Origin of the sequence: Qipengyuania proteolytica, assembly GCF_019711565.1 — a bacterium.
Taxonomy (GTDB): Bacteria; Pseudomonadota; Alphaproteobacteria; order Sphingomonadales; family Sphingomonadaceae; genus Qipengyuania; species Qipengyuania proteolytica.
Genome location: NZ_JAIGNN010000002.1, coordinates 986,078 through 1,003,734, shown reverse-complemented (window position 1 = coordinate 1,003,734; position 17,657 = coordinate 986,078). Strand labels below are relative to the sequence as shown.

Sequence of the window (17,657 nt, the reverse complement as noted above, 5' to 3'; positions counted from 1 at the left end):
AGATGGCGCGTTATTTCACCGACGAACATGAATGGATCGACGTCGAAGGCGATACCGCCACCGTCGGCATCACCGATTACGCGCAGGGCCAGCTGGGTGACATCGTCTTCGTCGAACTGCCCGAAGTCGGCAGCGTGATCGACAAGGGCAAGGACGCCGCCGTGGTCGAAAGCGTCAAGGCGGCGAGCGACGTCTACGCCCCGATCAGCGGCGAGATCATGGAGACCAACGAGGCGCTCGAAGACGATCCGGCGCTGGTGAACACCTCGCCCGAGGAAGACGGCTGGTTCTTCAAGATGACCATCGGCGACAAGGGCGAGCTCGAGGGCCTGATGGACGACAAGGCTTACAAGAGCTTCTGCGACAGCCTCTGATGCGCGGCGCCCCGCGGGGCCTGAAGGGACTATTATGCGCTACCTACCCCTGACCGATGCCGACCGTTCGGCGATGCTCGCCAAGATCGGTGCGAGCGATATCGACGCGCTGTTCGTCGACGTGCCCGAAGAGGCGCGGCTGACCGGCCCGATCCATGGCCTACCGATGCATGCCAGCGAGATGGCGGTCGAAAGGCACATGCGACGGCTCTCGAAGAAGAACCTCGCGGCGGCCGATGCGGCGTTCTTCCTCGGGGCAGGGGCCTACAAGCATCACGTCCCGGCCAGCGTCGACCACATCATCCAGCGCGGTGAGTTCCTGACCGCCTACACGCCCTACCAGCCGGAAATCGCGCAGGGCACGCTGCAGATGCTGTTCGAGTTCCAGACGCAAGTCGCGCGGCTCTATGGCTGCGCGGTGGCCAATGCCTCGATGTACGACGGTTCGACCGCGTGCTGGGAAGCGGTGGCGATGGCGAGCCGGATCGCACGCGGCAAGAAGCGCAAGGTCGTGCTCTCGGGCGCGCTTCATCCGCATTACGCCGAGGTCGTGAAGACCATGGCCAAGTTCACCGATGACGAGATCGCCGGTGCGCCGCCGAGCCTTACTGCGATGCCCGACGACGATGGCCTGATCGCCCGGATCGACGACAACACCAGCTGCGTGGTGGTGCAGTATCCCGACATTCTCGGCCGCCTGCCCGACCTCGCGAAGATCGCCGATGCGGCGCATGCGCAGGGCGCGCTGCTGATCGCGGTCAACACCGAGCCGGTGGCGCTCGGCGCGGTAAAGTCGCCGGGCGAGCTCGGCGCGGATATCGTCGTGGGCGAAGGCCAGGCGATCGGCGTCGGCCTGCAGTTCGGCGGCCCCTACCTCGGCCTTTTCGCCGTGCGCGACGAGAAGCATGTCCGCATGATGCCCGGACGCCTGTGCGGCGAGACCGTGGATGCGGAAGGCAAGCGCGGCTTCGTCCTGACGCTGTCGACCCGCGAGCAGCATATCCGCCGCGAGAAGGCGACTTCGAACATCTGCACCAACTCGGGCCTCTGCGCGCTCGCCTTCAGCGTGCACATGACGCTGCTCGGCGAGGCGGGTCTCAGGCAGCTTGCGGCAGAGAACCACCGCCTCGCCTGCCTCGCTGCCGAGCGGCTGGCGAAAGTGCCCGGCGTGACGGTGCTCAACGACCAGTTCTTCAACGAGTTCACCGTGCTGCTCGACGGAGACGCGCGGGCGATCGTGCGCCAGCTGACCAGGCAGAACGTGCTCGCCGGCGTCTCGCTCGGCCGCCTGTTCCCGGGTGTGGAGGGGTTGGCCAACGGGCTGCTCGTCGCGGTCACCGAAACCACCACCGAGGAGGACATCGAAACGCTGGCCTCCGCACTCGAGGGAGTTCTCGCATGAACGCGCCGAACCAGTCCGGCTGGAAGCCCGGCACGCCCGTCGATGGGCACAACGCCATGAGCGGCCCCGATACTGCCACCGGCAACCGCGCGCTGATGCTGGAGGAGCCGCTGATCTTCGAGATCGGCTCGACCGAGACGACCGGGGTCGACTTCGACTTCGCCGCTAGGCTCGACCTTGCCGGCGTCGACCAGCCGGCCCCGCCGACGCCCGCGCCCGCCAGCCGCCTCGGCAGCTTCGCGCGGACCGAGGCGATCGGCCTGCCGGGCCTGACCGAGCCGGAGACGGTGCGGCACTACACGCGCCTCAGCCGCCAGAACTATGCCATCGACCTCGGCCTGTTCCCGCTCGGCAGCTGCACGATGAAGCACAACCCGCGCCTCAACGAGAAGGTCGCGCGGATGCCCGGCTTTGCCGACGTCCACCCGCTGCAGCCGGTCGATACGGTGCGCGGGGCGCTGGAGGTGATGAACGAACTCGCCTTCTGGCTGATCACGCTGACCGGCATGCACTCGGTCGCCATGAGCCCCAAGGCGGGCGCGCATGGCGAACTGTGCGGTATCCTGTGCATCCGCGCCGCGCTCGAAGCCCGGGGCGATGCGCGCAAGGTGATCCTCGTGCCCGAGAGCGCGCATGGTACCAACCCTGCCACTGCCGCCTTCGCAGGCTACGAGATCGAGGACATTCCGGCGAATGCTGATGGCCGCGTCGATCTCGATGCGCTGAAGGCCCGGCTCGGCCCGGACGTGGCGGGGGTGATGATCACCAATCCCTCGACCCTCGGCCTGTTCGAGCGCGACCTCAAGGCGATCTCCGATGCGGTCCATGCAGCGGGCGGCTTCGTCTATTGCGACGGGGCAAACTTCAACGCCATCGTCGGCAAGGTGCGCCCGGGCGACCTTGGTGTCGATGCGATGCACATCAACCTCCACAAGACCTTCTCCACCCCGCATGGCGGCGGTGGCCCGGGCTCGGGCCCGGTGGTCTTGTCCGAAGCGCTCAGCCCCTTTGCGCCGCTGCCCTATACTGCGCGGACGAAGGATGGCGTGGTGCATCTGATCGAGGAAGAGGGCGCCGACGCCTTCTCCGAAGAGTATTTCGGCGGGCGCATGGAGCACTTCGGCCGCATGACCGCCTTCCACGGGCAGATGGGTATGTTCAGCCGTGCGCTGACCTATATCCTCAGCCACGGCGCGGACGGATTGCGGCAGGTGGCCGAGGATGCGGTGCTCAACGCCAATTACGTCCTGCGCAGCCTCGAAGACGTGCTCGACGCGCCCTTCGGGCACAGCGGTCCGTGCATGCATGAGGCGCTGTTCAGCGACAAGGGCTTCGCGGAAGGGCTCTCGACGCTCGATCTCGCGAAGGGGCTGATCGACGAGGGTTACCACCCGATGACCATGTACTTCCCGCTGGTGGTGCATGGCGCGATGCTGGTCGAGCCGACCGAGACCGAGAGCAAGGCCGCGCTCGACCAGTTCATCACCGCGCTGCGCAGCGTGGCCGGCCGGGCGAAGGCAGGCGACGAGAGCCTCAGGACCGCGCCGCATTACGCCCCGCGCCGCCGCCTCGACGAGACGCTCGCGGCGCGGAAGCCGGTGCTGGCCTGGCAGGCGCCCGAAGCGCCCGCAGGAACGCCGGTCGCAAGCGAGATCGGCGGGGCCTAGGCTTCGCTTTCGGGCTTGGGCTTCACGGTGATGGTGATCTGGCTGAGCGAGATCACCGCCACCCAGAAGCCGATCACCGACAGCGCGCTAGACCCGAGCACGGTGAAGGCCGCGCCCTTCAGGCCGTTCCAGTCCATCGCGACCTGCAGCAGCGAAAGGCCGATGACGGTCGGTACCGCGCGCATCACGAAGGCCGTGCCCGCACGCCCTGCGCTCACCAGCAGCGATTCGAGGCTGGCGCCGACGAGCTCGATCGCACCGGCGATGGCGAGGATGACCATCGCCCAATAGACCACGCGAAACTCCGGTCCGGCAATGAGCACGAGGCCCGGGCGACCGAGGAAGATCGCCACCAGCACCGCCAGTGCCCCGCCGACGAGCGCGATATTCGCCATGCGGCGCGCCATGTCGTGCGCGTCGTCGCGCGCGTGGACGAGTTCGGGGTAGATCGCCTTGGACACGGTTTGCGCGAGGCTGACGAGCGCCTGTCCGAGCTGGCTGGCGACACGGAAGCCGCCAGCGAAGGCTTCGCCCCCGATCGCCCCGACCAGCAGGATCAGCACCTGCTTCGATCCGACATTGAGGCTGCCCGTAAGATTGGTGGACCAGACGAACCGCCAGGCGCCCGAATGGTCGCGCGGCAGGCGCAAGAGGCTGATCTGCGACAGGTCGATCCGCTCCGTTCGTCCGGCGGCGAACCACAGCGCCGCCGCCACGGCGACCTCGGCGGCGGCCCAGGCGAGAATGAAGCCGGTAACCGTCGGCATGAACACGGCGGCGAGGACCGCGCCGGCCGCGCGGACGATCGGCTGGACCGCTTCGGCTGCGGTGGCCCGACCGTATTCGAAGCGCAAGCGCAACAGGCCGGTCGGCGTGGTGCGGATCGCCAGCAGCGAGACCATGCAGTAGCCGAAGGCGAGCCAGAGCAGGTCGTCCGGCAGCGGAAGCCAGAACTGGGCCGACCAGCACAGTGCTGCTGCCAACACTGTCCCGAGTGCGATGGAAAGCATGTCGAGCGCGATGGCGAAGCCCGTCGCCTCGGCAGGGCCGTCCTTGCCGGCGCCCCAGCGGACCACGAATTGCCAGGTCTGGAAGTTGGCGAGACCGGTGACGGTCTGTCCCAGTGCCACGATCAGCGCGAAATAGCCGAAGCCGTCAAGCCCCAGCGTGCGGGTGGCGAGCGCGAGGTAGACGAGGCTGAGCACGGCATTGACGCCGCGACCGCTGAGCAGCCAACCGATATTGCGGATAAGGCGTCCCATCGCGCAGTTCGCCGCCTCAGGCGGCGGCACCCTCGCGCCTGGCGAGAAGCTTTTCGGTGATCCTGAAGGAGCGCTCCTCGTCGACGTCGATCGCGAACTCGCCGTTCGACAGGACGATGGGGACCAGCTTGTAGCCGAACCGCTTCGAGATCTGTGCGAACAGCTGCTCCTTGTCGCCCCAGCCGAAATAGAAGCGGATGAGGTTCATCAGGCCGAAGGCCTTGGCGATGCGCGAGGGGTATTTCACGAACTGGCCGCCGCTGCGCAGGATCTCCGCCGCGCCGAGCGCGTCGCGGCTGCCGATCCAGTAGGTATTGCAGTTCGAATAGCCGCCATCGGTGAATTCGTAGAACTTCTTCTGGCCTTCGGGATCGGCTGCAATCACGTCCTCCTTGCGGGCCAGCGCGGCGGCCGCGCCCGCCTGTTCGGCCAAGGCCTTCTCGACGAATTCGGCATAGCCTTCTGCGGTCACCAGGCAATTGTCGGAGGTGGTGATGAGAACGGGAAAGTCGGCGTTCTCGGTACCCGCGAATACGCTGTCGACCAGATTGTGGCGGCCCTCTGCGAAGCGCAGCCGTCCCTCCGCGGAGAGCTGGGCGACCAGCGGAATGGCGGCGATTTCGTCCGGTTCGTGAGCGACAATGCGAATCTCGCCGATCCGGTCGCACGCGGCGAGCGCGGCGACCACGTGTTCGATCATCGGCTTGCCATGGACCGGCACGACGCTTTTCTGCGCGACCCCTGCCCGCTCGGCAAGCGGGTCGAGCTGGCCGGAACGCTTGCCGGCCATGATCAGGGCGGTGACTTTTGCTTGGGTCTGGGTAGCCATGGCGCGCCATGTAGGCAGGATGACGGGACTTGTCACGATGCACCCGCGCGGGCAGCGGGGCGTGCATGCGGATTATCTTCAGTCGCAAGGGCTTCGACAGCGCGGCGGGCGGCGGCCCGTCCCCGATCGTCGGGGGGAGGCCGGTGAGCCTGCCGATCCCGGCCGGTGCCGCCTCGCGCACCCGATACGGCGATCTGGGGCTGGGCGAGCATGCTGCCGCGGCGAGCCGAGGCAGGCTGGGCGGCGATGCGCTCTGCCATCACGATCCGATGTTCGTGGAGGACGGGCGGTGCCTGTTCGGCCAGGTCGGCGCGGCACAGACCCATTTGTCGAACCGGGGTGTCGGCAGGGGGGACGTGTTCCTGTTCTTCGGCCTGTTCCGCGAAGCGGGCGGCGATCCGCACCACCGGATTTTCGGCTATCTCGAAGTCGAGGACATCATTCCGCTGGCAAGTGGCGCGCCCCAATGGCTGGTTGAGCGCGGCCACCCGCATGCGCTGGCGATGCACGGCACGAACGACACCATCTACGCCGGCCCGGGCCGCACCGCGAACAAGGCCTGCGACGCGTTGCGGCTGACGGTGCCCGGAGGCCCGGCGAGCCTGTGGCGACGGCCCGCGTGGCTGAGCCCGGGCGGGCTGAGCTACCACGACCGCGCGGATCGCTGGCTTCCCGCCAAGCGCCTGCGCAGCGTGGCGCGCGGGCAGGAATTCGTTGCCGATATCGGCCGGCGGCAGGCCCCGCGCGCCTGGCTCGCACGGATCGTCGAGGAAATCAGAGCGTCTTGATGATCGCGCTGAAGTCCAGCCCGCCGTTCTCCTCGGCGAACTTCTCGTAAAGCTCGGCCGCGGTCGAACCCAGCACGGTGGTCGCATCGACGCTGCCCGCCGCTTCCATCGCCAGCCGCAGGTCCTTGAGCATCAGCGCAGTCGCGAAACCGCCCTGGTAGTCGTTGTCGGCAGGACTTTGTACGCCAACGCCGGGCAGCGGCGTATAAGCATTGAGCGACCAGTTGTAGCCGCTCGACACGCTGGAAATCTCGTAGAATTTCTGCGGATCGAGGCCGAGCTTCTGCGCCATCGTCATCGCCTCTGCCGTGCCGATCATGGTGATGGCGAGCAGCATGTTGTTGCAGATTTTGGCCGTCTGCCCCGCGCCCGCATCGCCCGCATGGATCACCGCCTTGCCCATCGGATCGAGCACCTCGCTGGCCCGCGCGAACGCTTTGTCGGTCCCGCCGACCATGAAGGTCAGCGTGCCGCCGTTGGCCGCCGCGATCCCGCCGGAGACGGGCGCATCGACCATGTCGTATCCGGCGGCCTCGGCCCTGGCGATCACCTCCTTGGCGGTGGCGACGTCGATGGTCGAGCAGTCGAGCAATACCGCGCCAGCCGGGGCCTTGCCGATCACGCTGCCTTCGTAGACCGACTTCACGATCGCGCCATTGGGCAGCATGGTGACCACGCCGTCGACTCCCTCGACCGCCTCGGCGGCATCGGTGAAAGTCGCGCAGCCGTTCGTTTTGGCCGCCGCGAGCGCCTCTTCGCTGAGGTCGAAGGCATTCACCTCATACCCCGCCTTGACGAGGTTCGCGGCCATTCCGCCACCCATATTGCCGAGGCCGATGAAGGCGATTTTCATATGTTCATCCTCTCACTGTCGCTCAGGGCGACGTTCCATAAGGCGACAAGGCGACAAAGGCGACTCGGTGTCGCTTTCATGTTTCTCTTTATGTTTCAGTGCCTTGCTGCGTGTTTCGCGCCGCAAGGCGACACTCGGGCCGGTTTCGGAAAAAATCCCGCATATTGGCTGCGTTCGATCCGCTCCTCCCGTCCCTAGCGACTGTCAGCACCTGTAGGAAAGGCCGCTTGCGCTGCCCCAAGCACGCCCGTCAGCACAAGGCGCGTATCGCCATCGTGTTTCCATGCGAGCCAGGTCAGATACGGCAGCAGGAAGCCTGCCCCTCCAAGGAAGGCGAGGAGAGCCAGCCCGATACCCGCTGGCGAAAAGCCGTTGCGCCAGGCCGTCCAGCTGGCGGACAGGAACAGCATCATCAGGAAATCGAGGTTGAACTGGCCCGGCCAGGTCCAGCTTGCGATGTCGCCCAAGAATATCTCCAACAGGCCCATGCCATGATTGCTGATCACATGACCGGTGTAGAACGCCAGCGCGCCCCACAGGACCATCAGCAGAAGGTAGAACGCCTTCACCTCAGCGTCCCTTCCACTTGCCTTCGCGCTTTTCGACGAAAGCGGCCATGCCTTCCTTCTTGTCCTCGCTCGCGGTGAGGATCTGGAAGATGCGGCGTTCGACGATCAGGCCCTGATCCAGCGAGGTCTCGAAGGCGGCGTTGACCATCTCCTTGTTCGCGATGGCGGCCATCGGCGGCATGCTGGCGATCTGCGCGGCGGTCTTCATCGCCTCGTCGAGCAGGCTGTCATGCGGCACCACGCGCGCGACGAGGTTGCTGCGCTCGGCTTCCTCCGCGCCCATCATGCGGCCCGTCAGGCACATTTCCATTGCCTTCGACTTGCCGATGGCCTTGGTCAGGCGCTGCGATCCGCCCATGCCGGGCGCCACGCCCAGCTTGATCTCGGGCTGGCCGAACTTGGCGTTCTCCGAAGCGATGATGAAGTCGGCCATCATGGCGAGTTCGCACCCGCCACCCAGTGCGAAGCCGTTGACCGCGGCGATCCACGGCTTGCGGGTCTTCTTGACGATCTCGCTGGTCCAGGGGCTGAAGAAATCGTCGAGATAGAAGTCCGCTGCGGCCTTTTCGCTCATTTCCTTGATGTCGGCGCCGGCGGCGAAAGCCTTGTTGCCCGATCCGGTGATCACGGCGCACAGCTGGCTGCCGTCGGCCTGATAGGCGGCGAAGGCCTCGATCAGTTCCTCGAGCACTGTGCTGTTCAGCGCATTCAAGGCCTGCGGGCGGTTGAGCGTGATCAGCGTAACCGCATCGCGGGTTTCGACGGTGATGGTTTCGTATGAACTCACTTCAATTCTCCGGTTTGTCGCCATCGCTCGGACTATCGACATAAATGGGTTCGCCATCCAGGATTACGCCCCATCCATAGGCATACCTGCGATCGCATTTCACGTCGGCGGGATTCTCGAAACTGGCTCGCCCGAGCAATGGCAAGTCCGCGCGCTCTTGGCTGAGCGCGGTGCCCCTGACCATCACCCGTGATGGCGTGGAAAGGCCATCCGTGCGATCGAGACCTTCAAGCTGGTAGACCGTATCCACACTCTTTCGGCGGATACGATAAATTCCCATGTCGTCCCTCACGACGATCGGCCGGGAGCGGCGGGAGCGCTGGTCGCGAGAAATTTCCCCATCGGTGAAATCGACATAGGTGCCATCCGCGAGGGTGAGGCGAAGCGTGCCGCTATGGATGCCCGAATAGATCAACTGCACCGACTGGCCTTCGAGGGGCCGCAATACCAGTTCCCTCATGCAGACGGTTGCCGGTCCGAAACTGGTAAACTGGTCCTCGGTGCCGAGTTCAATCCCGTTCACGGTTGTCGGTGTATCAGCATGTGCGCCAGACGCCAGACACAAGCAGAGCGGCGCAAGAAGGCTCGCATGCCTGACAGGCTTGCGCGTCCGCCGGTTCACAGCGGTTTCCATTCCTCATCGGCGGGAAGCGGGGCGAAGATGGCGTCGAGCAACTCATCGCTCACGCCCTCGGGCGTAGCCGGGTCCCATTTGGGGTCGTTGGTCTTGTCGACGATCACCGCGCGCACGCCCTCGGCGAAGTCGGGGCGGGTCAGGACGCGCGATGCGATGCGGTATTCCATCACCATGTTGTCGGCGAAATCGTCCAGCTTCGCGCTCGTCGCCAGCTGCCGCAGCGCGACCTTGCAGGTCTGCGGGCTCTTGGTGCGCAGGGTGGCGAGTTCCTTGGCCGCCCACTCGCTGTCCTCGGCTTCGAGGCTGGCGAGGATGTCCTCGTAGCGGTCCGATGCGAAATGCCGCGCGATCTTCTCGGCATTGGCCTCGATCCGCGCTTCGGGCGGGGTGACCGAGAGTTCGGAGAGGATGCCCGCAATCCGGTCGGGATGTTCGGCGATGCGCGCCTTGGCTTCGGCGAGCTTTTCGGACGGCAGGTAATGCGTGGCGATGCCCGCCCAGAGGGATTCCGCCCCGTCGAGCCGCGCCCCGGTGAGCGCGAGGAACTGGCCGAGCCTGCCGCCAAGGCGCGCAAGGTGCCAGCCGCCGCCCACGTCGGGGAACAGGCCGATGCCGGTCTCGGGCATGGCGAAGCGCGTGTGCTCGGTCGCCACGCGGAACCTGCACGGCATGGCGATGCCCACGCCGCCGCCCATGGTGATGCCGTCCATGAAGGCCACGATGGGCTTGGCATAGGTCATCATCTGGTGGTTGAGCTGGTATTCGTCGTGGAAGAAGGCGCGGCCCGATGCGCCGCCGTCGGTCAGCGCCGAGTTGCGGAGGAGGTTGATGTCGCCGCCGGCGCAGAACCCGCGGCCTTCCGCATGGTCGAGGATCACGGCCGCGACCGCGTCGTCGCCGGCCCAATCGGTCAGCGCCGCGCTCATCGCGTGGCACATGTCGAGCGTCAGCGCGTGGAGCGCCTTGGGCCGGTTGAGCGAGATATGGCCGGTGCGGCCGTGGGTGTGGATGAGGACCTCTTCGGTCATGCTGCTTTCCTGTGTTCGATCAGGTCCCACGGGTTCCCCCAGGGATCTCTGAAGACCGCCACCGTGCCATAGCTTTCGTGGCGGGGTTCTTCGGTGAATGTGACGCCCCAGGATACCATGCGCTGGTGGTCGGCGGCGAAATCGTCGGACACGAGAAACCAGCCGACGCGCCCGCCCGCCTGATTGCCGATGGCCGCCTGCTGTTGTTCGTTCGCCGCGCGGGCGAGGAGCAGCTTGCCGCCGCTCGTTCCCGCAACCACGACCCAGCGCTTGCCGCCACCAAGGTCGCTGTCTTCGAGCAGTGCGAAATCCAGCGCGCCGCGGAAGAAGGCGATGGCCTCGTCGTAATCGGGGACGAGGAAGGTGGTGAGGGCAAGCCCGCTCACTGCCGCAGCAGGTCCCGGCCCACGATCATGCGCATGACCTGGTTGGTGCCTTCGAGGATCGAATGCACGCGCAGGTCGCGCCAGAAGCGTTCGATCGGGTATTCGCGCAGGTAGCCGTATCCGCCGAACAGCTGGAGCGCGTCGTTCACGATCTTGCTGCCGCTGTCGGTCGCGAGGCGCTTGGCCATGGCGGAGAAGCGGCTCTTGTCGGGCGCGTTGTCGGTGACCTTGGCCGCCGCGAGGTAGAGCAGCGCGCGCGCGGCCTCCAGCTCGGTCGCCATGTCGGCGAGCATGAACTGCGTGTTCTGGAAGTCAGCGATGGGCGTGTCGAACTGCTTGCGGTCCTTGGTATAGGCGATGGCCTCGTCGAGGCAGCGCTGCGCCCCGCCAAGCGAGCAGGCACCGATATTGAGGCGGCCGCCGTCAAGGCCCATCATGGCAAAGCGAAAGCCTTCGCCCTCGTCGCCGACCCGATTGGCCACCGGCACGCGGGCATCCTCGAAGATCACCTGCGCGGTGGGCGAGGCGTTCCAGCCGAGCTTCTTCTCCGGCTTGCCGAAGGAGACGCCAGGCGTGTCTTTGTCGATCACGAGGCAGGTGATGCCCTTGGTCTTGTGTTCGCCGGTGCGGACCATGGTGACATAGACGTCGTTGAAGCCGCCGCCCGAGATGAATTGCTTGGTGCCGTTGAGCACGTAATGATCGCCGTCCAGCACCGCATTGGTCTTGAGGCCCGCCGCGTCCGAACCGCTGCCCGGCTCGGTCAGCGCATAGCTGGCGATCTTCTCCATCGTCACGAGGTCGGGCAGATATTTCGCCTTAACCTCGGCGCCGCCGAACTGGTCGATCATCCAGGCGGCCATGTTGTGGATCGAGATATAGGCGCTGGTCGCAGGGCAACCATAGGCCATCGCTTCCATGATCAGCGCGGCCTCGAGCCGGCCGAGGCCGATCCCGCCGCTTTCTTCGGAGACGTAGATCGCCCCGAAGCCGAGCTCGGCGCTCTGCTTGATCACGTCGCGCGGGAAGTGGCTCTTCTCGTCCCACTCGGCGGCGTGCGGGGTGATGGCGTCGGCAGTGAAGCGCTGCGCCATTTCCTGGATCGCGAGCTGCTCTTCGGTAAGCTGGAATTGTCCGGTCATGGCGCGGGCTCTAGCGCCGCTGGTGACGCTAGGGAAGAGGGTGGGGAGGTCAGCCGCGAACGATTGCCTCGGCCTCGATTTCGACTTTCCATTCCGGTCGGCAGAGCCATGCCGCGCCTACCATTGTTGCGGCGGGGCTCGCGTCGCCGAAGAAGCGGGCGTGCACCTCGCCCAATGCGTCCTGGTCCGCCGGATCGGTCAGGAACATGCGGGTGCGCACGACGTCGCTGGCCGCGCCACCCAGTTCTTCGATCGCCCGCAGGATCAGCGTGCAGCAGCGTGCCGCCTGCTCGGCCGCGCCGCCTTGCGTCGAACTGGCGTCGTCCTCCACCGGGCCCGTGCCGGCGACGATGATCCGGTTGCCCTCGCGCACCGCGCGCGCGAAGCCGAATTGCGCCTCGTAGGGCGAGCCGGTGAAGGCACGGCGGCGCTCGCTCATCCGCAGGTGACTTCGGTGATCTTCATCGCCTCGTCATAGCGCACGTTCACGCGGTCCTGCCGGTAATCCATCGTCCAGGCCGAGTTGGGCGGACCCCAGCGCAGCGTTGCGGCTCCGCTGTCCTTGAGGATGGCGGCGCCCATCGCCGCGGTCGCGTCGTGGCCGATATGGCCCTGCGCTGCGGCGGCATCGCACAGGCCGCCCGAGGGAGCCTCGGCAACCTCGTCGGCTCCATAGGTGGTGGCGCAGGCGGCAAGCGGCAGTGCCGCCGCAATCGTCAGTATCTTACGCATCGTCGGCATCCTCCATTCCACACTTGGTATAGACCAGCGGTTCGGCCAGGGCATCCTCGCCATATTCGGTCCGCGTCAGCGCGCTGCCGTCATCGGAGACGGCGAGCTGCATGTCGCGGCGCCATTCCTGCCCTTCGCCGGTGAAGGCATAGGTGGCGCGGAAGGTGCCGGGATCGCGCTCGCCCTCGGCCAGCGTGTCGAGCGTGCCGGTCGCTTCGTAGAACCGGATCGCCTCGCCCGTGATTTCGATCAACCCCTTGGCGTCGCCGCGGGTCGAGGTGCAATCTGCGGGCACCAGGCCCCAGCGGCCCTGCATTTCCTCGGGGATCGCCAGCACCGCAGCGGGCAGGGGTTCCGCACCATCGCCGATGCCGGCATCGGGCTCGACGGGGAGGATTTCCTCCTCATTGGTGGCCGAGCGGTCGATCGGCTCGGCGCAGGCCGAAAGCAGGAACAGTACGGCGGTCGCGGTTATCATATTGCGCATGGGTCTACTCCGGGCAGCGGCGGTATTGGGTCACGTTCATCGCACCATCGCCATCATCGGCGTTGACCGCAAGCGTGCCGTCGGCTTGCAAGGCAAAGTCGCGGCGTTCGCTGGTGGGCGTATCGGCATAGGTCGTGTCGAAGGTGGCGTCGATCATGTCGTCGGTACGTGCATGCACCTCCATAATGCGGCCGCCGGTTTCGAAATTGCTGTAACCGGTCTCGCGCACGGTCAGAACCTTGCCGAAATTCCGGTTGGTCGATGAGGTCTGGTTGCAATCTTCCGCGGTCGGAGGCCGGCCAAGGTCGTCCTGCCGCCAGGCCCCGTGCAAGGCCGCCGGCATGGTGCTGGCGAGGGACGGCTGCCCTTCGCCCGCCGGAGTGGGGGCGGGCAATTCGTCGGCCTCGAGCGGCGCCTGGTCCGGCAGCCGGCTGGCGACCTCCTCGCTCGCGCGATCGGAGGCGGACCCGCAGGCGGCGAGCAGCACGGGCAGGGTCAGGAGAGCGAAGCGGGGGAGCGATGTGTTTCTCATACGCCCCCAAACGCTTCGCAATTCCATCCTATCCCATCGTCGGGATGACGAAGGCGTTCGACCCGTCGCCGCCGCCGTCGGGCCAGCGCTGGGTAACCTTCTTGGCCTTCGTCCAGAACTTGAGGCCTTCCATACCGTACTGGTCGATGTCGCCGAAGCCCGAGCGCTTCCAGCCGCCGAAGCTGTGATAGCTGACGGGTACTGGGATCGGCACGTTGATGCCGACCATGCCGACGTTGACGCGGCTCGCGAACTCGCGCGCGGCGTGGCCGTTGCGGGTGAAGATGGCGACGCCGTTGCCGTACTGGTGCTCGCTCGGCAGGCGGACCGCATCCTCGAAATCCTTCGCGCGCACGATTTGGAGCACCGGGCCGAAGATCTCTTCCTTGTAGCTTTCCATGTCGGTGGTGACCCGGTCGAGCAGGGTCGGGCCGACGAAGAAGCCGTCCTCGTGGCCCTGCAGGCTGAACCCGCGGCCATCGATCACGACCTCCGCGCCTTCCTTCTCGGCGGTGTCGATCCAGCCTTCGACGCGCGCCTTGTGTTCGGGCGTGACGACCGGGCCGTAATGCGCATCGGGGTCGTTCGAGACGCCGACGCGCAGCGCGTTGATCGCAGGGATGAGCTTTTCGCGCAGCTTGTCGGCCGTATCCTCGCCCACCGGCACCACGACGGGCAGCGCCATGCAGCGCTCGCCCGCCGAGCCGAAGGCGGCCCCGGCAAGGTCGTTCACCACTTGGTCGAGATCGGCGTCGGGCATCACGATGCCGTGGTTCTTCGCGCCGCCAAAGGCCTGCACGCGCTTCGCATTCGCGCTCCCACGCGAATAGATATAGTGCGCGATGTCGGAGGAACCGACGAAGCTGATCGCGGGAATGTCGGGGTGGTCGAGGATCGCATCGACCATTTCCTTGTCGCCGTGGACGACCTGCAGCAGCCCTTCGGGTGCGCCCGCTTCGAGGAAAAGCTCCGCAAGGCGCACCGGCACGCTCGGATCGCGTTCGGAGGGCTTGAGGATGAAGGCGTTGCCCGCCGCGATCGCCATGCCGAACATCCACATCGGGATCATCGCCGGGAAGTTGAACGGCGTGATGCCCGCCCCGATGCCGAGCGGCTGGCGCATCGAATACACGTCGATGCCGGGACCCGCGCCTTGGGTATATTCACCCTTCAGCGCCTGCGGAATGCCGCAGGCGAACTCGATTACCTCCAGCCCGCGCTGCACGTCGCCATGCGCGTCTTCCACGACCTTGCCGTGTTCGCTCGACAGCAGTTCGGCGAGCTCCTGCTTGTGCGCTTCGACCAGCCGCTTGAATTCGAACATCACGCGGGCGCGTCGCTGCGGGTTGGTCGCCGCCCATTCGGGCTGAACCTTCTTCGCCGCATCGACCGCCTGCTGCAGAAGCGCCGCATCGCCCAGCGCGACCTCGGCCTGGACTTCGCCGGTCGAGGGGTTCCAGATCTTGTGCTTGCGGGTGGGCGTCGGGCTCGTGCCGACGATGAAATGGTCAACCTGACGCATGGGAAAATCCTCTCTTTTCTTGCCAACAGCCTTGGCAAGCGGAGGCTCCGAAATCAACCGGTATCAAATGAAACCGGCCCCGATTGCGCCTAGCCGACCGCTGCCATCATCTGTGCGCACAGGATCGCGCCGTATGTACCCAGGGCATAGCCCAGAACGGCGAGCAGCACACCCACCGGCGCGAGCGCCGGGTGGAACGCCGCTGCCACCACCGGCGCCGACGCCGCGCCGCCCACGTTCGCCTTGCTGCCGACTGCCACGAAAAAGAACGGCGCCCTGATCAGCTTGGCCACCGCCAGCAGCAGGATGGCATGAAACAGCATCCAGATTAGACCGACGGCCATGAAACCGGGCGCTTCGCCCAACTGGGTCACGTCCATCTTCGTACCGATGACTGCAACGAGCAGGAAGATGAACAGCGTGCCGAACTTGCTCGCGCCGACGCCTTCGAGTTCGCGGGCGCGGGTAAAGCTGGCGGCAAGGCCGAACGTGGTCGCAATGACCACGACCCAGAAGAACCCGCTGGCCAGAGTCGCATCCTCGCCCTGCAAATCGGCGAAGAAGCCGCCCAGCGCATTGCCGACGAGGTGGCACAGGCCGACGACGGCCAGGGTCACGCCGAACAGCAGGACATAGTCGTTGGCCTTGGCCACCCGTTCCACCGAACTGGTGTAATCGGCCATCTTGTCGCGCAGCGCGTCGATCGCGCTGCTGTCCGCGCCCAGCCAGCGGTCGACCTTGTCGCTCGCGCCGGCGCCGTAGAGCAGGAACACCATCCAGATATTGGCGACGATGATGTCGACCGCGATGAGCGCCGAGTAGCGTTCGATATTGTAACCGTAGACTTCCAGCATGGCGGTCTGGTTGGCGCCGCCGCCTATCCAGCTGCCGGCCAGCGTCGCAAGGCCGCGCCAGGCGGCGTCGTCTCCCGCACCGATGATCGAAGGGTCGAACTGCGCGACGATGAACAGTGCGACCGGGCCGCCAAGCACGATGCCGAGCGTGGCGGTCAGGAACATGATGATCGCCTTGCTGCCGAGGCCGAGGATGCCCTTGAGGTCGATGCTCAGCGTCATCAGGAACAGCGCGGCGGGCAGGAAGAAGTCCTTGGCCACGGTCCACAGATTGCTCTCGGTGACGTCGATCAGGCCGAAGGTGACCATGAGCGACGGGACGAGGTAGCAGACGAGGATGATCGGCACGAAGGTGTAGAATTTCTGCCAGCCGGGCCTGTCGCGCGTGGCGAAGACGAATGCCAGGACGAGGCCCAGCAAGCCCAGGATGATCCGGTCGTCGGTAATCACGTAATGCTCTCCTCGGGGGCGGCAGGCTATCCGGCGGCGAAGGTGCCGGTTTCGAAGAAATGCGCGATCTTCTTGCGCTGCGGCGTCACGTCGAAGCCCTTCTGCGCCAGCCAGCCCTCGTCGAAGATCGTGTCGGCATAGCGCGCGCCGTCGTCGCACAGGATGGAGACGATCGAGCCCTTAAGCCCGCGCTCCGCCATGTCGGCTGCGATCTTGGCGCAAGCCCAGACATTGGTGCCGGTCGACCCGCCGCAGCGCCTTCCCAGGCGTTCGCTCACCTCGTGCGCTGCGGCGATGGAGCAGGCGTCGGGTACCGCCTCCATCCGGTCGACCACGTCGGGCAGGAAGCTCGGCTCGACCCGTTGGCGGCCGATACCCTCAATGCAGCCCGCGGAATGCTCGACCCGGCTGATCGAGCGGTCGGCCCAGTGGCGGTGGAAGACCGAGCCTTCCGGATCGGCCACGCAAATCCTTGTGTCGTGGCGGTTGTAGCGCGCGAAGCGGCCGATGGTGGCGGAGGTCCCGCCCGTGCCCGCGCCGCAGACGATCCACTTGGGCACCGGGTGCGGTTCGCGCGCCATCTGGGCGAAGATCGATTCGGCGATATTGTTGTTCGCCCGCCAGTCGGTCGCGCGTTCGGCAAAGGTGAACTGGTCGACGTAATGGCCACCGAGATCGTCGGCGAGCGATTGCGCGGCCTCGTACATCTCGGCCGGGGTGTCGACGAAGTGGCACTCGCCGCCGTGGAAGGCGATGGCGTCGACCTTGGCCTGCGCGGTCGATTTCGGGACCACGGCGATGAAGCGCAGGCCGAGCATGCGCGCGAAATAGGCCTCGGACACAGCGGTCGACCCGCTAGAGGCCTCGATGATCGGCGTGCCTTCGCAGATCCAGCCGTTGCACAGGCCATAGAGGAACAGCGAGCGCGCGAGGCGGTGCTTGAGGCTGCCGGTGGGGTGGCTCGATTCGTCCTTCAGGTAGATCGCGATGTCGGGCAGCGCGGGGACGGGCAGGGGCATGAGATGCGTATCGGCCGAGCGGGTGAAGTCCGCTTCGATCCGCCCGATCGCCCAGTTCACCCATTCGCGCTTGGTCGCCATGGCGCCCGTTCTATCGCGCTGGCGGGCAAGGGGAAGCCTCGGGGCGAGGCTTTTCCTCTCCTGTCGATTGCGCCGTCGCCGGAATGTATTGACCGCCGCGCGCCAACCGTGGCAAGCGCCCGCTTCCTCGCGCGGGTGTAGCTCAATGGTAGAGCAGCAGCTTCCCAAGCTGACGACGAGGGTTCGATTCCCTTCACCCGCTCCAGCTTCTCCGCAGATACGCTTGCAAAGCGCCTGTCCCTCGCCAATGGTAGCA

Annotated in this window: 20 protein-coding genes and 1 tRNA gene; 5 read left to right on the top strand and 16 right to left on the bottom strand. The window is 66.1% G+C overall.

Annotated elements, in window-relative coordinates; genetic code table 11:
• Positions 1–2: 2 nt before the first annotated feature.
• The 3 genes from gcvH to gcvPB are packed head-to-tail and all read left to right on the top strand — an operon-like array spanning position 3 to position 3,443.
• Positions 3–374, top strand: coding sequence for a glycine cleavage system protein GcvH (gene gcvH, locus K3172_RS13945; RefSeq protein WP_221591036.1), 372 nt, complete (start codon positions 3–5; stop codon positions 372–374).
• A gap of 34 nt (positions 375–408) precedes the next feature.
• The gene (gene gcvPA, locus K3172_RS13940; RefSeq protein ID WP_221591034.1) at positions 409–1,776 is read left to right on the top strand and encodes an aminomethyl-transferring glycine dehydrogenase subunit GcvPA; all 1,368 of its coding nucleotides are present in this window, start codon (positions 409–411) and stop codon (positions 1,774–1,776) included.
• A gap of 56 nt (positions 1,777–1,832) precedes the next feature.
• Entirely contained in the window at positions 1,833–3,443 is a 1,611-nt protein-coding gene (gene gcvPB / locus K3172_RS13935) for an aminomethyl-transferring glycine dehydrogenase subunit GcvPB (RefSeq protein ID WP_425594712.1), read from the top strand.
• Here gcvPB and K3172_RS13930 read toward each other — a convergent pair.
• Entirely contained in the window at positions 3,440–4,705 is a 1,266-nt protein-coding gene (locus tag K3172_RS13930) for a lipopolysaccharide biosynthesis protein (protein ID WP_221591031.1), read from the bottom strand. The genes gcvPB and K3172_RS13930 overlap by 4 nt on opposite strands.
• A 16-nt stretch (positions 4,706–4,721) precedes the next feature.
• Positions 4,722–5,534, bottom strand: coding sequence for an NTP transferase domain-containing protein (locus K3172_RS13925; RefSeq protein ID WP_221591029.1), 813 nt, complete (start codon positions 5,532–5,534; stop codon positions 4,722–4,724).
• Positions 5,535–5,599: 65 nt separating this feature from the next.
• Between K3172_RS13925 and K3172_RS13920 the strand changes: the two genes are divergently transcribed.
• Entirely contained in the window at positions 5,600–6,322 is a 723-nt protein-coding gene (locus K3172_RS13920) for an Nmad3 family putative nucleotide modification protein (protein ID WP_221591027.1), read from the top strand.
• Here K3172_RS13920 and mmsB read toward each other — a convergent pair.
• From mmsB to K3172_RS13850, 14 genes are all read right to left on the bottom strand, one after another.
• Entirely contained in the window at positions 6,309–7,175 is an 867-nt protein-coding gene (gene mmsB / locus K3172_RS13915; protein ID WP_221591025.1) for a 3-hydroxyisobutyrate dehydrogenase, read from the bottom strand. The genes K3172_RS13920 and mmsB overlap by 14 nt on opposite strands.
• Before the next feature lie 194 nt (positions 7,176–7,369).
• Complete coding sequence (locus tag K3172_RS13910; RefSeq protein ID WP_221591023.1) at positions 7,370–7,744, bottom strand: hypothetical protein; 375 nt, start codon at positions 7,742–7,744, stop codon at positions 7,370–7,372.
• Between the two features lies 1 nt (position 7,745).
• Positions 7,746–8,555, bottom strand: a complete 810-nt coding sequence (locus K3172_RS13905; protein WP_221591021.1) for an enoyl-CoA hydratase-related protein — start codon at positions 8,553–8,555, stop codon at positions 7,746–7,748.
• Positions 8,533–9,054, bottom strand: coding sequence for a hypothetical protein (locus K3172_RS13900; protein ID WP_221591019.1), 522 nt, complete (start codon positions 9,052–9,054; stop codon positions 8,533–8,535). Before K3172_RS13900 ends, K3172_RS13905 begins: the two co-directional genes overlap by 23 nt.
• Before the next feature lie 95 nt (positions 9,055–9,149).
• A complete protein-coding gene (locus K3172_RS13895; protein ID WP_221591017.1) occupies positions 9,150–10,196 on the bottom strand; it encodes an enoyl-CoA hydratase/isomerase family protein in 1,047 nt (348 codons plus the stop codon).
• Positions 10,193–10,582 carry a VOC family protein gene (locus K3172_RS13890; RefSeq protein ID WP_221591016.1) on the bottom strand — a complete coding sequence of 130 codons (390 nt, stop codon included), beginning with the start codon at positions 10,580–10,582 and terminating at the stop codon, positions 10,193–10,195. The genes K3172_RS13895 and K3172_RS13890 overlap by 4 nt, the downstream gene beginning before the upstream one ends.
• On the bottom strand, positions 10,579–11,724 hold the full coding sequence (locus K3172_RS13885) for an acyl-CoA dehydrogenase family protein (RefSeq protein ID WP_221591014.1): 1,146 nt from the start codon (positions 11,722–11,724) through the stop codon (positions 10,579–10,581). Before K3172_RS13885 ends, K3172_RS13890 begins: the two co-directional genes overlap by 4 nt.
• Positions 11,725–11,773: 49 nt before the next feature.
• Positions 11,774–12,163, bottom strand: a complete 390-nt coding sequence (locus tag K3172_RS13880) for a RidA family protein (protein WP_221591011.1) — start codon at positions 12,161–12,163, stop codon at positions 11,774–11,776.
• The gene (locus K3172_RS13875; protein WP_221591010.1) at positions 12,160–12,456 is read right to left on the bottom strand and encodes an I78 family peptidase inhibitor; all 297 of its coding nucleotides are present in this window, start codon (positions 12,454–12,456) and stop codon (positions 12,160–12,162) included. Before K3172_RS13875 ends, K3172_RS13880 begins: the two co-directional genes overlap by 4 nt.
• Entirely contained in the window at positions 12,449–12,943 is a 495-nt protein-coding gene (locus K3172_RS13870) for a hypothetical protein (protein ID WP_221591008.1), read from the bottom strand. The genes K3172_RS13875 and K3172_RS13870 overlap by 8 nt, the downstream gene beginning before the upstream one ends.
• A gap of 4 nt (positions 12,944–12,947) precedes the next feature.
• Positions 12,948–13,475 (bottom strand): hypothetical protein, encoded by a 528-nt coding sequence (locus K3172_RS13865; RefSeq protein ID WP_221591006.1) that lies wholly within the window; start codon positions 13,473–13,475, stop codon positions 12,948–12,950.
• Positions 13,476–13,503: 28 nt separating this feature from the next.
• The gene (locus K3172_RS13860) at positions 13,504–14,997 is read right to left on the bottom strand and encodes a CoA-acylating methylmalonate-semialdehyde dehydrogenase (protein WP_221591004.1); all 1,494 of its coding nucleotides are present in this window, start codon (positions 14,995–14,997) and stop codon (positions 13,504–13,506) included.
• An 89-nt stretch (positions 14,998–15,086) separates the two neighbouring features.
• A complete protein-coding gene (locus tag K3172_RS13855; protein ID WP_221591001.1) occupies positions 15,087–16,301 on the bottom strand; it encodes a DUF819 family protein in 1,215 nt (404 codons plus the stop codon).
• A gap of 26 nt (positions 16,302–16,327) precedes the next feature.
• Positions 16,328–17,401, bottom strand: a complete 1,074-nt coding sequence (locus K3172_RS13850; RefSeq protein WP_221590999.1) for a PLP-dependent cysteine synthase family protein — start codon at positions 17,399–17,401, stop codon at positions 16,328–16,330.
• A 131-nt stretch (positions 17,402–17,532) separates the two neighbouring features.
• Here K3172_RS13850 and K3172_RS13845 point away from each other — a divergent pair.
• Positions 17,533–17,606, top strand: a tRNA-Gly gene (locus K3172_RS13845).
• Positions 17,607–17,657: the final 51 nt, after the last annotated feature.